We start from the raw sequence: 15,235 nt of genomic DNA, 5'->3' as shown, positions 1-15,235 counted from the left end.
AGCACGCCCTCCCAGGCCAAATCCAAGTTCGGCTTGATCATTGAGCCGAAACCCGCAATAAGCTACCGAAATTCTGCATAGTTTCTCCAGGATCCTAAGATTATGGCCTCTGTACCATCAGAAGTTCAGGACGAATCCGTACCGGTACATGCAGAGCATGACCCGAGACATCCGCTGGTTGTCTTCGGAGACCATCGCTTTTGCGCAGGCGAAGCATCGCTGGTGCAAGTCATGGCCGGGCCGCATATGCACAGTCAAGTGGAACTGAATTTCGTTCTGGAAGGGCGGATGACCTACTGGTTCGACGGGCGCGAGCTAACCGTTGATAAGGGACGGCTTTGCCTGTTCTGGGGCATGATCCCGCATCAGGTCATTAGCCGCGCAGAGGGCACTTCCTTCGTCTGCCTCTATGTGCCCATGTCGTTTTTTCTCGGCCTTGCCAGCCTCACCCGGTTCAGAGACGCGGTGTTTCGCGGGGCGATGATCGAGGCACTGGAGCTGCGCTCCTATGACCATGAAATTTTCGAGCGGTGGCGGGATGAATTGCGGTCGGGCGATGAGGGCCTCATCGAGATCGTCCGCAATGAACTCAGCGCCCGCGTTCTGCGCATCGAGCGTGATGGCTGGCGCGATCTGCGTGAGGAAGGCTCGGCCATTGCAAGCCTCGGCGCCAATGATAGCGAACGCATGGAGCATGTGGAGCGCATGCTGCGCTTCATCGCGGAAAATGCGCTCAACGATATCTCGGCGGAAGATGTGGGACGCGATGCAGGTCTTCACCCCAATTATGCGATGTCGGTGTTCAAGCGCGCCGTTGGCATGACCATCAACCGCGCAATCATCCGCCACCGCCTCGACACGGCGCAGTCGCTTTTGATCGCAACCGACATGCCCATCACCGATGTCGCCTTTGAATCCGGCTTCGGTTCCGTCTCGCGCTTTTATCAGGCCTTTTCGGAACGGGTTGCGATGCGGCCCAAGCAATATCGAGCCAGCATGCGCAGCAAGGTTTGAGAGCAGCCTGCCATCGGATCAGCGATTGCGCAGAACAGTGCATGGCGTTCCAGCCGCCCGGATTTGTGCACAGAGCTGGTTTGCTTCCGCTCGGGTCTCGCGGCCAATTCTCGCCGCATAGCGGGGCCGATTGCCGAAATTCCCGCCGCGCTGGCGCACAATCAGCGCCCGTTCTTCATTGAGAGGGGAAGGCAGGCGGGTGATGGCGCGGGTAAAAAGCCTGTCCACGATGGCTGGACGGTAATGCGCAGACAGTTGCACGCCCCAGGGCGCCCAGTCGGCTGATCCCGCAAAGACCGGTTCCTGCATCCGTCTGGTTTCGGCAAGTGTGACGCACGCAGTTTGAAAGGGCTGGCCATCGACAAGCTCTGGAGCGGCAACGTCCGGTACCGCATCCCGCCAGGTTTCAATTGGGTGGCCGGTTATGGCAAACACGTAATCGCGTGTCTCTATCGGCAGACGCCCTTGCGACAGAAACCGCGCAAGGCCGTTTTCACCGGCATTATAGGCGGCTGCGGCAAAGCCGAAATTACCGAACCGTGTCTTCAGCTCGCTCAGATAGGTGGCCGAGGTTTCCAGCGCATCGATCACATCGAAGCTGTTGCTCAATCCGCGGCTCCTTGCGGTGGATGGCATGAACTGGGCGATGCCTTCCGCTCCCTTGTGGCTCAAGGCCTCGGGCCGAAACAGGCTTTCGCGCCAGATCAGGCGGGCAAAAAACGCGGGCGGTACGTCATTCTTGCGCGCAAAATGCTCCGTCGTACGGCACAGATCGGCATTGAAGGTTTTTCGGCCTATGCAGATCGGGTGGCCCCGATCTTTGCGCTCATAGAGGCAGGCATCATCATCACCCTCAGCCGCAAGCGCTGTTTGAGGCGGCATGAAAGACATGCCAGTTGCACTGGAAAGAGCCCACAGCAAAGCCGGTGCCAGATGGTTCAGGCGAGAGCGGATGGGTCTTTTCCCTTCAGAAGATTCCGTGGCGATGACCCGCACACCATCTCTACCAGGGAATTTCGCTGCCATCATAGGCCATGAAGGAGCCTGTCCGTTCTGCGGTGAGAGCGTTCAACGCCGTCAGAATGTTCAGCGCCGCCTCGTCCGCGCTCACAGTGGGATGGCTGCCGGAATATTTTTCGGACAGGCTTGTCCGCACAGTCCCGGGGTGAATGGCCGCCATCACCAGTTCGGGGTGCGTTCGCGCATATTCGATGGATGCGGTGCGGACAATCTGGTTGAGCGCCGCTTTCGAGGCTCGATAGGAAATCCACCCACCCAGCCTGTTGTCGCCAATGGAGCCAACCCGGGCGGAGAGGAATGCCACAACGGATCGTTCCTTGCGATCCAGCAAGGGCAGGAAGTGCTTGGCAATGAGGGCCGGTCCCACGGCGTTGACGGTGAACTGCCGCAGCATCGCATCGGGATCGAGCTGCCGCAAAGATTTTTCCGGCGGGTTGCCATCAACCCCAAGCGCGCCTGTCGCGCAGATCACCAGATGGATAGGCTTGCCCCGCAGCTTTTCAGCGGCGGCCTGAATGGAATTTTCATCGCCAAAATCGAGTTGGTCGTTCCGTCTGGAAAACGTGAACAGTTCACCCAGATTGGGTTCCTGCCGCAACCGCTCGCAAAGGGCTGAGCCGATGCCGCCGCTTGCGCCGATGACGACGGCACCGAAGTCTGCGGGAAGAGAGGTAAAGCACGCATTGTCTTCATTCATCATGCAGCCCACTGGGTTAGAAGGGATATTTGTTCAGTAGAATATCATCATCCAGAGATATTGAGATTATCTTATGTCTTGGCCTCTTGCATGGGGAACTTCAGCCCGACATTTCGGTTTCTACCTGACGTCATCAGACGTTTCGCCAAGGGGTATTTTGCGCATATGACACCTAGAGTTGCCATCATCGGCTCGGGCCCGACAGGCATTTACACGTTAAAGGGTCTGATTGGGAAATCAGCCCCGCTTTCGATCACCATCTTTGAAAGCGAATCCGATCCCGGCAAGGGAACGCCCTATCATCCCGCTCTCAACGACCGTGCCATGCTGTCCAACATCGCCAGCATCGAGCTGCCGCCGGTGTGCGAGACCCTGATGGCCTGGCTTGTGCGCCAGAGCGATGAGGAATTGCAGCGTCTGGGTATCGAGCGTTCGCTCATCGCCGAGCGCGAATATTATCCACGCGTCGTGCTTGGAGAATTCTTCTACGCCCAGTTCATGCAGCTTTTGAAAATCGGTGCGGCCAATGGCCATACGATCGAGGTCAAGGCGTCGCATCGCGTTGCCGATATTGAGCTTAGGCAATCGGATATCCGGCTTTCGGTCACGGCACCTGAAAGCGAACCGCTCGAATATGCTTTCGACCATGTGGTCATGGCCACCGGCCATGATTTCCCCGAGACGACCGAGATCAAGCCGGGCTACTTCGTGTCGCCATGGCCAGCACCCATGTTGAAATCCATCAAGCCTGTCCGCGTTGGCATTCTCGGCACGTCGCTGAGCGGCATCGATGCGTTGATTACGGTTGCGACGGCACATGGCAGTTTCCTGCTCGATGAGCATGGCATCCTGCAATATCACGCGCTGCCCGATACCGAAGGGCTACACGTCACAATGATGTCGCGCAAGGGCGTTCTGCCGGAGGCAGATTTCTATTGTGAAATTCCCTATCGTCCGCTTCAGTTCTGCACGGAAGCCGCTGTCCAGAATGCAATCGAAACGCGACAGAGCGATCTGCTGGACGCAATCTTCGAGTTGTTCAAGACAGAGCTTGCCTTCTGCGATCCCGATTACGCCTCGCGCATCGGTCTTTCGCAACTGACCGTGGAGACCGTATCAAAAGCCTATTTCCACGATCGCGAAACCACCCCACCCTTTGTCTGGGCCGCCCGTAATCTGGCTGAAGCCGAAGCCAACAAGCAGAACCAGTATACGGTTGAGTGGCGCTATGCGATCTTGCGCATGCACGAAGTCATTGCGGCGGCCATTCCTCATCTGGACGACAAAGATCTGAAACGCTTCCACAGTCATTTCAAGACTGTGTTTGTAGATGATTATGCCACCGTCCCGCACGCCTCCATTCACAGGCTGCTAGCGCTGCACCGCGCCGGCAAACTGGAAATTATGGCTCTGGGCAATGAGAGCGAAATCGACAATAAGGGCGTCGAACGCGGTGCCACCGTTCAAGCCAAGGGCGAAACCCATAAGTTTGACGCTTTCATCGACGCGACCGGCCAGCACACTCTGTCCGCCCGCGATATTCCCTTCCCAACGCTAAAAGAGCAGGGCGTCGTGCGCCGCGCGACAACAAGCGTGGCAACGACCTTGCTGGGCTTCGATGAGAAGGTTGTGCGCACTGGTGGCGTCGATCTGGATGAGAAATTCAGACCTGTTTTCCACGATAATCTGAGCAATCAGCTTTATTGCGGGTCGATTGCCTTTCTCCTCCACAAGCTGCCCTTCGTGCAGGGCATCACCAGCGCAAGAGATATCGGCTACACCGTGTCGAAGGCTATCCTCGAAGCAACGGCTACCTCGGAGCGATCAGCGGCCTGATCGGCCCTCATTACACATCCTGCAGATGGACGCTGTCACCCAAAGTGATGGCGCCCGTCTTTGTCACCGAGGCATAAATGCCGAAGTTGCGTCGGTTCTGTCGCAGGATGGTGCGCAGAATATCGGCATTCTCGTTGATATCCGGCTGAGCGATCAACGTCATGCCGCATCTTTTCGTCTCCTCATACGCCTCGATAATGCCGCTGGAGCCAAGCTTAAGGCGCTGGCCGATCCATGCCTTCTCCCGAAACTCCGCTTGTCCTTCAGTGCGCAAAACCACGTTTGCACGGAAGCGTCGGCTGTCCACTGTCTCGTTGCCAAGCAGGTTTGAAAGCTGATCCAGAGAGCTTGTGGTAATCAGGTGTAGGGGGCTTGGCTCATAGCGGTTCACGCCAATGCCACGGACGGAGGGGTCACGGACGCCTGTGTTCTCATAGGCCAACAGGGTGGTCTCGAAACCGAAATGCTGTGCCAGTTTCGCGTCGATGCTGTCATCGCACACATCAAGCCAGCATCCGTCGGGAAAGCCGATCTCTGCTGAATTGTCGGTCAAACGGGAGTTCAGAAACAGCGCCGGGCGCCAGCGCTCCTGCTTCTCGGGCGTTGCGACTTCACCCGACTTTGCGTCGGAAATGCACCACTGCCGGTCGCCGATAATGCCCGTCTCGTCAATCTCGACCGAAGTCAGTTTTTCGCCACCAAGCGAACTGACGGGATAGCGCCAGATTTCCTCGATCGTTCCCAGAAATGTCAATGCTGCCCCGATCTCTTCACGCGCTTTTGCCAACGGAAAACTGCGTTGGCGGGCGGTGGTTCCATTGTGGGCAAGACTTAACCAACGCTATCTGGCATAGAGCGTTCGTTGTTTGTGCATTTGCCGGGAGCTATTGATTGATCGTCTGTTTCGATATTGGCGGAACCGCCATCAAGGGTGCTGCGGCCTATGCGGCGGATGATGTCCGACCGCTTCCGCGACGCAACACGCCCATTCATGATTTCGATGCTTTTGTCGGCGTGCTGAAATCGGTCATGGAAGAGATCGGCGGTTCACCGGAATGCGTCGCCCTGTCGATTACCGGCGTCATCGATCCCGATACGGATCTCTCCTTCATCGCCAACATTCCCTGCGCGCATCAAAGGCCGCTGAAGGCGGATCTGGAGGCGGCTCTTGGTCTTCCGGTCCTCATCGCCAATGATGCTGATTGTTTCGCGCTTGCCGAATATGGCGTTGGCGCTGGGCGCGGACACCGCGTGGTCTTCAGCACCATTCTCGGCACCGGTGTCGGTGGCGCGCTGGTGGTGGATGGAAAACTCATCAACAGCTCAGGCGGTTTTGCCGGGGAGTGGGGCCATGGCCCTGTTGCGGCCACCCGCGCGGGCAATCCGCCTTTGGACCTACCGCGCTTTTCCTGTGGCTGTGGTCTGGAAGGGTGCCTTGACGCCATTTGCAGCGCTCGCGGCATGGAAAAGCTGCACCGGCATCTGACCGGCAAAACCTTCGCCGCTGAAGAGATCATCGAAAGCTGGCAATCAGGCGATGCTGACGCGGCCCGCACCATGGATATCTATATCGACATGCTTTCAGGCCCGCTGGCCATGATTGTCAATGTCACCGGTGCCACCATCGTGCCTGTCGGCGGCGGGCTTTCCAACGCGCCAGCACTGCTAGATGCGCTGGATAGGGCCGTGCGCGCTCGAATTCTGCGCCGCTTTGCCCGCCCGCTTGTGGTGCAGGCCCAATGTCAGATCGAGCCGGGCCTGATTGGCGCAGCGGTCCTCGGGTTTGATTTCGTGAGCGCGAGAGAAACGCTTTAAAACCGCATGCCGGGCACCGCGAGCGGATTGTCTGTCACCGCCTGGCGGTCCGGCCTGTCCACATTTACCGCACCGGTAAACGCGCCAAACAGATCCTTGACGAAGGCTTCCGGCAAACCATCCGTGATCAGCACCATGCGCGTGCGCCGGTCTGCCGGGTCAGGCCATTCCGCCAGCCGCTGCGGCGAGTGGAAAATGGACTGCACGCCGTGCAGCACCAGCGGCCTGTCGGGATTGTCGGAAAGCTGCACGATGGCCTTCATCCGCAATAGCTTTTCGCCATGGGCCGAGCGCAGGAGATCGATGAACATCTCAATCGCCATGGGGTCGATCGGCTTGTCATGTACGATCGAGAAGGAGCGGATCGATGCGTTGTGCCGGTTCACGTCATGATGGTGATCATGGTCATGGTCGTGATGATGATGATGATCGTGATGGGCCTCTTCGCCCAGCCAGCGTGCAACATCACCCATCTTGTTCGTTGCGTCGTAGAGACCGTTTTCCAGGAGCGACACAGCCTGCCAGCCGTCGACGTCGCCATCTTCGATGGTCGCACGCGGATTGAGGCTTAGAAGTCTTGTCGTCAGGGCAGAGATCTGCGCCTCGGTGCTCAGCTTGCGCTTCGTCAACACCAGACGGTCCGCCACCGCCACCTGCTTGACGGCTTCTGGATGATTATCGAGCGTGGCGAGGCCGTTTACGGCGTCCACCACCGTGACCATGCCGTTGAGCGAAAAATTCTGTGAAATGACCGGGTTGCCGATGATGGATTGCATGACAGGTGCCGGATCGGCAAGGCCTGTTGTCTCGATCACGACCCGGTTGACCGCTTTGAGCTTGCCGGTCTGAATGCCGTCCATCAGTTCAGCCAGCGTATCGACAAGCTCGCCACGCACGGTGCAGCACAGGCAGCCCTCGGCCAGTTCGATAATGCCATCGCCAGAGCGCGCCACCAGCAGATGGTCGATGCTCACATCACCGAATTCATTGATGATAATGGCCGCATCCTGCATGTCAGGGTCTTTCAGCAGCTGATTGAGCAGCGTTGATTTTCCCGCGCCGAGAAAGCCAGTGATGATGGAAACCGGGATGCGAGGCTGTGCCATTGAAGACCTGTAGCGTTAGAACATTACATGCTGAGTGACGCCTTATAGCAATGAATGCGCAAGACGGAAGCATGGATTTGCGAAATTAGCGCCGAAACATGGGAGGAGAGCATCGTCCATCTGCGACGAAGCCCCTCCATAAGCGCTGATCAGAATGCCGGGCGTGGTGTGGGAACCGGCACATTGGCCGTAGTGCCGCTGGAAGCGCCAGCATTCCCGCCAGTGTTGGCCGCAACGGTCTCGCTACCGGGCAGAAGGCCCGCATAGGAATAGACGGGCGGGCGCGTCAATTCCTGCACAAAAGGCGATTTGATGATCATGCGGCCCGCATCATCGCGGCCTTCGCTGCGTACCTTGGCGGCTTTTGGGTTGCAGATATCGGCACTGATATCATTGACGAACTGCGTCTCGCCATAAGGTGCCAGCGATGCAATGGAAACACCCTGATTGTTTGCCGATGTCAGCCCCATCTGCAAAAGTTCTGCGGATTGTTCCGTGCGGCCTGCAAGGCTGTCAGCGCCCAAAACAACGCTGATGACCTGACGGCCATTGCGCGAGGCAGATGAGACCTGATTGAAGCCGGACGCGCAGATGAAGCCGGTCTTCATGCCATCGGCGCCCTGAAAGCGGCCGACGAGCATGTTGTAATTGGCGTAATTCTTCTTGCCGGTGCTGACGCCTTCCAGCGAGAAATAGGTCGCATATTCGGGAAATTCGCGCTTCAGAACAAGCGCGAGAACCGCCAGATCGCGTGCCGTCGTGTATTGCCCCTTGCCGGGCAGGCCGTTGGCATTGATGAAGTGCGTGGACGACATGCCAAGCCGTGCGGCTTGCGCATTCATCTGCGCCACGAAATTCTCGTTCGTGCCGCCCACCGTCTCTGCAATCGCCACCGCCACGTCATTGGCAGATTTGATCAGAAGCAGTTTCAGCGCGCTGTCCAGCGTCAGCTTGGAGCCGGGCTTGAAATACATCTTGCTGGCGGGCTGGTCTGCCGCCTTCTTGCTCATCACCACTTCAGTTTCAGGGCTAAGCCTGCCGGTTTTCATGGCGCTGAAGGCCAGATAGGCGGTCATCAGCTTGGTCAGCGAAGCGGGATACCACTTGCGAAACGCATCCTGATGGGAAATCACCTTGCCAGTCCTCACATCAATCACCATCTTGGGATTGGCTTGGGCAACGGATGTGATGGCCAGTATGCTGGCCGTTACAGCGGCAAAGGTTTTTACGAGCCGCCCTGCGGTGCGGCTGGATATCGATGTATGTTGCAAGGCGTATCCTCGGATTCCCGTCTTCGTTACGGGATTTGCAATATTCAACATATATGGCCTCGCAATGGCAAAGTACATTGATTGCGTCAAATATACGGCGCAATATCCACCGCTTGGAGGAGCGTCAGTCATCATGCCGGAATGGAACATCGGGAATTAATGAATGCCAGTTTTAAATAGTGCCGCGCAATTGCAGGCGGAAGCAACCGAGTGGCGGCGTCATCTTCATGAAAACCCTGAGCTGCTTTACGATGTGAACGATACGGCAGCCTTCGTTGCCGACAAGCTGAAATCCTTCGGCGTTGACGAGATCGTGACAGGCATTGGCCGCACCGGCGTCGTGGGTGTCATCCACGGTCGCCACGGCAAGGGCCGCATGGTCGGCTTCCGCTCGGATATGGATGCGCTTCCTATCGTTGAGTTAACGGCCAAGCCATGGGCATCAAAAGTGCCGGGCAAGATGCACGCCTGCGGTCATGATGGCCACATGGCCATGTTACTGGGTGCCGCGAAGCATCTGGCCGAAACCCGTAATTTCGCAGGATCCATCGCCCTGATTTTCCAGCCTGCGGAAGAGGGTGGCGCGGGCGCTCTCGCCATGGTCGAAGATGGTTTGATGACCCGCTTCAACATGGATGAGGTCTATGGAATGCACAATATGCCGGGCATACCCTTGGGCTCCTTTGCCATTCGCAAGGGCGGCATCATGGCGGCACCTGACAAGTTTTCCATTATCGTCAAGGGCCGGGGCGGTCATGCCGCGCAACCTCATCGCACGATTGACCCGATTGCCATCGGTGCGCAGATCGTCACGAACCTGCAGATGATTGCCTCTCGCAATACCGATCCCATCCGCTCGGTCGTGGTTTCAGTCACACGCTTTCAGGCGGGCTCGAGCCACAACATCATTCCCAACGAGGCGCTGATTGCTGGCACGGTCAGAACGCTGGATGAGGGTGTGCGCGACGAGGCCGAGGCGCGCATCAAGCAGATGGCAGAAGGCATCGCCCACGCCAATGGCGCTGAGGTGGAGGCAATCTATGACCGCTTCTGTCCCGTCACCGTCAATCACGCCGATGAGACAGACCACGCCATCCGTGTTGCGAGAGATATTGTGGGTGAGAAAAACGTGGATCCCGATGTCGACCCATCTATGGCCGGAGAAGATTTCTCCTACATGCTGAAAGAGCGCCCGGGCGCCTTCATCTTTCTCGGAAACGGCGACAGCGCGGGACTGCACAATCCCGGCTATGACTTCAACGATGAAGCCATCGCTTATGGCATTTCATACTGGGTCAAGCTCGCCGAACAGCGGCTTGCGGCCTAGGTGCCCAAACCAGAACGACCGCGCTTTTGGGGCGCGGTCGGTGAAGCAGGATGACATTTAGCGAATGATGACGCCATATTGCGTTCCGCCGCCAGCGGGTGGGTAACGACGATGGTCGCCGCGCCAGTTGCCACGGTCTCCGCGATAGTCACGGTCTCGTCGGTAGTCGCGGTCATAATGCCTGTTGTATCTGTTATACCGATCACGGTCGTATGTCCGCGTCACGGTGCTGGAAGCGTAATACCCGCCACCGCCCCTGTAGCCACGGTCGTCCACACAGCCGCTCAAAACGCCGACTGATAGCAGGCACAAAGCCGCCGTAACAATTTTCATGTGATCTCTCCTTGTGATGCCCAGTAACGTTTACAGGGATCAGCGGTTCCATGCCGCAGCATCACGATGAGCTATGCGATGTGAACGTCGGATGAAAAAGCGCACAGCATCCACGACTCGCTCCGCGCCGTAATTGCTCGCAAATTTTCCACAGGCTCAGCGAATCTGGGATTGGAGAATGAACTTTATAAAATTCAAGAAAACAGATCGAGAATTGAAGGTTGGCTAGGTCCCGATGTCAGGACCTGTGTGCAATTCTCTCACTTAGAGAAAATTGGAGCGGGCGAAGGGATTTGAACCCTCGACCCCAACCTTGGCAAGGTTGTGCTCTACCCCTGAGCTACACCCGCTCATAATCCGCTGGTTCGGGGTAGTTCGCTGAACCGCGGGTCGCTGCATTGCGGCGACGAGCGCTATATCGCTCAACCGCTTTTCAAATGCAACAGCCAGTGCGACCGGAAGCCAAAAAAAATGATGGCCTGTGAAGTCTTATTTTGAGTGGCGCTTCGTTTTCGGAGCGCAGGGTCAATCGCATCGACGTTGATCGGACAATGCATCTGCAAGCAATGTCGTCTGAAAGACGCTTGGCTCGCATGGTTCTGGAACAGTGGCGCATGGTGGAAACAATCTGGCCGGGCAAGCAATTTAATCTATTGGAAAGACTGGAGCGGGCGAAGGGATTTGAACCCTCGACCCCAACCTTGGCAAGGTTGTGCTCTACCCCTGAGCTACACCCGCTCATAGTCCGCTGGTTCGGGGTAGATCGCTGAACCGCGGGCCGCTGCATTGCTGCGACGAGGGCTATATCGCTCAACCGCTTTTTAAATGCAACAGGGAAATGACAAAAGGTGCGGAATTTTTGAAAAAAAGCATACAAGCTACGGAAATCATTCGCTTTTTTTGATGGGAAAATTGACGAGGTGATTGCAAAGGCTTGGCCGAAGGCCTAATGACGATGCCATGGAGTAGCGAATCCGAGGGAGCGGGAAGGCTGATATGACAGAGCAAACACCCAAGACAGCACAGGATCTTTTCGCAATGCTGGATGGGCTCGGCATTGAGCACAAGACCACGCAGCATGAGCCGGTCTTCACTGTCGCGGAGTCGGAATCGTTGCGAGACCGTATTCCCGGCGGCCACACCAAGAACCTTTTCGTCAAAGACAAGAAGGACCAGTATTTCGTTCTCACCGTCGAGGAAAACGCGGTGGTGGATTTGAAGACGGTCCACAAGGTTATCGACGCATCGAGCCGGGTGTCATTCGGCAAGCCGGAAAAGATGCTGGAATATCTGGGCGTCGTTCCAGGCTCCGTCACGGTTTTTGGTGCCATCAACGATACGGCAAACAATGTCACCTTCGTTCTGGACGAGGAGCTGATGCGCCACGACCTCATTAACGGCCATCCGCTTTCCAATGATGCGACCACAACAATCGGTCGAGATGACCTCATTCGGTTCCTGGAGGCGACTGGTCATGTGCCGCTCGTCTTGAAAGTCACCGAATAAAGTACGATCTTTGGGCCAAAGATGCCAAGATGATGTGAAATGAACGGAGACCTTTTATGAGCGACAATCCTTACGGAACATCAATGGGTGGACAGATGACCGGCTCCGTTCAGTTTGGCGGCGCGCCTGAAAGTGCTGCCGCCTCGCATGTTTCGGATACGACCACCGCCAATTTCGGCAAGGATGTCGTCGAAGCTTCCCGCAAGCAGCCGGTGCTGGTGGATTTCTGGGCTCCATGGTGCGGCCCGTGCAAGCAGCTGACGCCGGTGATCGAGAAAGTCGTCAACGAGGCTGGTGGCCGCGTCAAGCTGGTCAAGCTCAACATTGATGACCACCCCTCCATTCCCGGCCAGCTGGGCATCCAGTCCATCCCCGCCATCGTCGCTTTTCAGGATGGCCGTCCTGTGGATGGCTTCATGGGTGCCGTGCCGGAAAGCCAGATCCGCGAATTCATCGACAAGATTGCAGGTCCTGCAGCCAATGATCCGCAGGCGGAAATCGATGCCGCGCTGGCCGAAGCCAAACAGCTTTTTGCCGATGGTGATCATCAGGGTGCGGCCCAGCTTTTCGGCTTCGTCATGCAGGTGGACCCGGATAATGCTGCAGCCATCGCCGGTATCGCGGAATGCATGATTGCCGTGGGCGAGCATCAGCGCGCCAGCGATCTTCTGGCATCGGTTCCGGAAGAACTCATGGCAGATGCCGCCATTCAGGCTGCTTCCAAAAAGCTCGCGCAGTTTGAGGAAGCCCGCCTGTTGGGTGATCCCGCAGCTCTCGAGCGTGATCTGGCCGCCAATCCTGATAATCACGATGCACGCATGAAGCTTGCCCGGATTTTCAACGCGCAGGGCCGTCGTGATGAGGCTGCCGAGCAGTTGTTGACCGTCATGCGCCGTGACCGGACCTTTGAGGATGACGGCGCGCGCAAGCAGCTGGTCGAGTTTCTGGAAGGCTGGGGCTTCAAGGACCCGGCGTCTGTTTCGGCCCGCCGCAAGATGTCATCGATCCTGTTTTCCTGAGATGTGCATGGCGGTCGCCGCCCGCGCAGTTCGCTCTGGACTTGCGGGTCGCGGCATCCACCCGATGCACCATCAATCTCTGTTCACGTGAGGAGCCGCCCAATGCATGTCGGAAATGCGCGATATCTCAAGAGCACCGATCTGCCGGAACTGGTGCCTGTGTTTCCTTTGCAGGGCGTTTTGCTGCTGCCGGAAGGGCAATTGCCGCTGAATATATTCGAGCCGCGCTACCTTGCCATGTTGGACGATGCGCTGGCCGGAGACAGGCTGATTGGCATGGTGCAGCCCTCCTTGGCTGTGCTGGATAGCGGCACCGGCACCGGAGCGCTGAGCCAGATCGGCTGCCTCGGGCGCATCACGTCCTTCTCCGAAACAGGCGATGGCCGCTACATGGTGTCGCTCAGCGGCGTGTGTCGCTTCCGTCTGCTGGAAGAAGCGCCATCCACCAAACCCTACCGGATTTTCCGTCACGCGCCTTTCATCTCGGATCTGACCGGCGAGGATGATGAGGATGCGGTTGATCGCGAAAGCCTGTTGCGGGTGTTCCGCTCCTTTCTCGACGCAAATCAGCTTGAGGCTGACTGGGACAGTGTGGAGCGCGCAGGAAACCGCGTGCTCGTCAATTCACTGTCCATGATGTCGCCTTTCGGCCCTGCAGAAAAGCAGGCGCTGCTTGAGGCGCCGGATCTCAAGGCGCGCGCAGACACCTTGGTTGCCATTACGGAAATCGCTTTGGCTCAGGGCAGCAGTGAGCCCGGCACGCTGTTGCAATAGGGCGCGATCATGGATGAAAAAGTAAGCCGCGTTGATCCCAAACTTCTGGATCTGCTTGTCTGCCCGCTCACCAAAGGTCGGCTGTCCTATGATCGTGAGAAAAGCGAACTCGTGTCGGAAAGCGCAAGACTTGCCTATCCCATCCGGGATGGCGTGCCGATCATGCTGATGTCGGAAGCCCGTACGATCGAGGTTTAGGACTGAGGGCCGGCGTTACCGCCAGCCCTCTTTAATTTTACAGAAACTCGGCGCGGTGCGGCGTGAACGTGTCGATCAGCCGCCCCTTGGCCAGCGCCTTCACCCCATGGACCAGATCGGGCTTGACGATGAATGTTCCGCCCTGGCCAAGCTCCTCCGTCAAGCCATCAATCGTCACCTCAAAGCGACCCTCGGCAACATAGCTTGCCTGAATATGCGGATGCGAGTGCAGCGAGCCGATAGCGCCTTCCTCGAAAACGACTTCGACCATCATCATCTCAGGCAAATAGGCCATGATGCGCCGGGAAACGCCCGGCTCCGTCGGCGTCCATGTGCCATCACCGGCCTGTACAAATGCCTTGCTCTCGCTCATCTCGCAGTCCCTTACTTGAGGTCATCCATGGTCACGAGATCCACGTCGGTATAGTCGACATTGTCACCGGCCATCGCCCAGATGAAGGAATAATTCGCGGTTCCAGCGCCCGAATGGATCGACCAACCCGGCGAAAGAGCGGCTTCTTCGTTCTTCATCACCAGATGGCGCGTTTCGTTCGGTTCACCGAGGAAATGGAAGACGCGGGCTGTTTCCGGCAGGTCGAAATAGAGATAGGCTTCCATGCGCCGGTCGTGAATGTGGCATGGCATCGTGTTCCACACCGATCCCGGTGCAAGGCTTGTCATGCCAACCACCAGCTGGCAGGTCTTCACGCCTTCAGGGTGGATAAACTGGAAGATCGAGCGTTCATTGCTGGTGGCCTGTGAGCCGAGATCGACGCGCTTTGCGTCGTTGATGCTGATATGCTTTGCCGGATAAGCCGCATGCGCAGGCGCGCTTAGCAGGTAAAATTTCGCAGGCTCATCTGCTGAGGCAGACGAAAACGAGACTTTCGCGCCAAGTCCGGCATAGACCATATCGCGGGTGCCGGTTTCGAATGCTGTGCCATCGACAGTCACGGTGCCCTTGCCGCCAATGTTGACGACGATCAGTTCGCGGCGGTCGAGGAAGGATTTCGTGCCCGTCGGCTTGATGGCCTCAAGCTCCAGCGCGCCAGACACTGGCACCGCGCCGCCCACAATCATGCGGTCGTAATTTGTGTAGTGAAGCTGAACGGTGTCATTCACAAACAGCGGCGGCAACAGAAAGTTTTCGCGCAGCTCCTCGGTGCCGAATTTGGCCGCGGTCTTCGGGTCTATTGCGAAGCGGTTGGTATATTGTGTCTGGCTCATATCCTGCCCAATCATATTTCTTTACAAGTCATCATATCTATATGGCATGACAAGCGCATGTCAATCGACATCAATTCGTTCGGGATTGTGGT

The 15,235-nt window shown here is 57.3% G+C and carries 16 protein-coding genes and 2 tRNA genes; 8 read left to right on the top strand and 10 right to left on the bottom strand.

Annotation, left to right across the window (positions count from 1 at the left end; translation table 11 throughout):
- The first annotated feature begins 102 nt into the window (after positions 1–102).
- The gene (locus RQI55_RS17400; RefSeq protein WP_311273019.1) at positions 103–1,014 is read left to right on the top strand and encodes a helix-turn-helix domain-containing protein; all 912 of its coding nucleotides are present in this window, start codon (positions 103–105) and stop codon (positions 1,012–1,014) included.
- Positions 1,015–1,032: 18 nt separating this feature from the next.
- Here RQI55_RS17400 and RQI55_RS17395 read toward each other — a convergent pair whose 3' ends face one another.
- Complete coding sequence (locus RQI55_RS17395; protein WP_409233749.1) at positions 1,033–1,905, bottom strand: lytic transglycosylase domain-containing protein; 873 nt, start codon at positions 1,903–1,905, stop codon at positions 1,033–1,035.
- A gap of 112 nt (positions 1,906–2,017) precedes the next feature.
- On the bottom strand, positions 2,018–2,734 hold the full coding sequence (locus RQI55_RS17390) for an SDR family NAD(P)-dependent oxidoreductase (protein WP_311273017.1): 717 nt from the start codon (positions 2,732–2,734) through the stop codon (positions 2,018–2,020).
- Positions 2,735–2,896: 162 nt separating this feature from the next.
- Here RQI55_RS17390 and RQI55_RS17385 point away from each other — a divergent pair, with 162 nt between their 5' ends.
- On the top strand, positions 2,897–4,567 hold the full coding sequence (locus RQI55_RS17385) for an FAD/NAD(P)-binding protein (protein ID WP_311273016.1): 1,671 nt from the start codon (positions 2,897–2,899) through the stop codon (positions 4,565–4,567).
- Between the two features lie 10 nt (positions 4,568–4,577).
- Here RQI55_RS17385 and RQI55_RS17380 read toward each other — a convergent pair whose 3' ends face one another.
- On the bottom strand, positions 4,578–5,354 hold the full coding sequence (locus RQI55_RS17380; protein ID WP_311273015.1) for an MOSC domain-containing protein: 777 nt from the start codon (positions 5,352–5,354) through the stop codon (positions 4,578–4,580).
- A 104-nt stretch (positions 5,355–5,458) separates the two neighbouring features.
- Between RQI55_RS17380 and RQI55_RS17375 the strand changes: the two genes are divergently transcribed.
- Positions 5,459–6,382 (top strand): ROK family protein, encoded by a 924-nt coding sequence (locus RQI55_RS17375; protein WP_311273014.1) that lies wholly within the window; start codon positions 5,459–5,461, stop codon positions 6,380–6,382.
- On the opposite strand, the gene RQI55_RS17370 is transcribed toward RQI55_RS17375, so the two are convergent.
- A complete protein-coding gene (locus tag RQI55_RS17370; RefSeq protein WP_311273013.1) occupies positions 6,379–7,488 on the bottom strand; it encodes a GTP-binding protein in 1,110 nt (369 codons plus the stop codon). The genes RQI55_RS17375 and RQI55_RS17370 overlap by 4 nt on opposite strands.
- A 149-nt stretch (positions 7,489–7,637) precedes the next feature.
- Positions 7,638–8,759, bottom strand: coding sequence for a D-alanyl-D-alanine carboxypeptidase family protein (locus tag RQI55_RS17365; protein ID WP_042617024.1), 1,122 nt, complete (start codon positions 8,757–8,759; stop codon positions 7,638–7,640).
- Between the two features lie 163 nt (positions 8,760–8,922).
- On the opposite strand from RQI55_RS17365, the gene RQI55_RS17360 reads away from it, so the two are divergent.
- Entirely contained in the window at positions 8,923–10,086 is a 1,164-nt protein-coding gene (locus tag RQI55_RS17360; protein ID WP_311273012.1) for a M20 aminoacylase family protein, read from the top strand.
- Positions 10,087–10,143: 57 nt separating this feature from the next.
- Here RQI55_RS17360 and RQI55_RS17355 read toward each other — a convergent pair whose 3' ends face one another.
- The 3 genes from RQI55_RS17355 to RQI55_RS17345 all read right to left on the bottom strand — a co-directional run bounded on the left by RQI55_RS17355 (position 10,144) and on the right by RQI55_RS17345 (position 11,157).
- Complete coding sequence (locus RQI55_RS17355) at positions 10,144–10,419, bottom strand: hypothetical protein (protein WP_243257824.1); 276 nt, start codon at positions 10,417–10,419, stop codon at positions 10,144–10,146.
- Between the two features lie 275 nt (positions 10,420–10,694).
- A tRNA-Gly gene (locus tag RQI55_RS17350) sits at positions 10,695–10,769 on the bottom strand.
- Between the two features lie 313 nt (positions 10,770–11,082).
- Positions 11,083–11,157 (bottom strand) — tRNA-Gly (locus tag RQI55_RS17345).
- Positions 11,158–11,415: 258 nt separating this feature from the next.
- Between RQI55_RS17345 and RQI55_RS17340 the strand changes: the two genes are divergently transcribed.
- The 4 genes from RQI55_RS17340 to RQI55_RS17325 all read left to right on the top strand — a co-directional run bounded on the left by RQI55_RS17340 (position 11,416) and on the right by RQI55_RS17325 (position 13,916).
- Complete coding sequence (locus RQI55_RS17340) at positions 11,416–11,925, top strand: prolyl-tRNA synthetase associated domain-containing protein (protein ID WP_243257825.1); 510 nt, start codon at positions 11,416–11,418, stop codon at positions 11,923–11,925.
- A 56-nt stretch (positions 11,926–11,981) separates the two neighbouring features.
- Positions 11,982–12,944 carry a thioredoxin gene (trxA, locus tag RQI55_RS17335; protein WP_311273011.1) on the top strand — a complete coding sequence of 321 codons (963 nt, stop codon included), beginning with the start codon at positions 11,982–11,984 and terminating at the stop codon, positions 12,942–12,944.
- A gap of 102 nt (positions 12,945–13,046) precedes the next feature.
- Positions 13,047–13,718, top strand: coding sequence for an LON peptidase substrate-binding domain-containing protein (locus RQI55_RS17330; protein WP_042616894.1), 672 nt, complete (start codon positions 13,047–13,049; stop codon positions 13,716–13,718).
- A 9-nt stretch (positions 13,719–13,727) separates the two neighbouring features.
- Positions 13,728–13,916 (top strand): Trm112 family protein, encoded by a 189-nt coding sequence (locus RQI55_RS17325; RefSeq protein ID WP_042616895.1) that lies wholly within the window; start codon positions 13,728–13,730, stop codon positions 13,914–13,916.
- 37 nt (positions 13,917–13,953) lie between these two features.
- Here the strand turns inward: RQI55_RS17325 and RQI55_RS17320 are convergent, their stop codons facing one another.
- Positions 13,954–14,289, bottom strand: coding sequence for a cupin domain-containing protein (locus RQI55_RS17320; RefSeq protein WP_311273010.1), 336 nt, complete (start codon positions 14,287–14,289; stop codon positions 13,954–13,956).
- Between the two features lie 11 nt (positions 14,290–14,300).
- Entirely contained in the window at positions 14,301–15,143 is an 843-nt protein-coding gene (gene kduI, locus RQI55_RS17315) for a 5-dehydro-4-deoxy-D-glucuronate isomerase (RefSeq protein ID WP_311273009.1), read from the bottom strand.
- Positions 15,144–15,235: the final 92 nt, after the last annotated feature.

This window comes from Rhizobium sp. WCS2018Hpa-16 (assembly GCF_031843705.1).
In the GTDB taxonomy this organism is placed as follows: domain Bacteria; phylum Pseudomonadota; class Alphaproteobacteria; order Rhizobiales; family Rhizobiaceae; genus Agrobacterium; species Agrobacterium tumefaciens_C.
The sequence above is the reverse complement of the archived record's forward strand: the minus strand, read 5'-3'. Positions and strand labels throughout refer to the sequence as shown.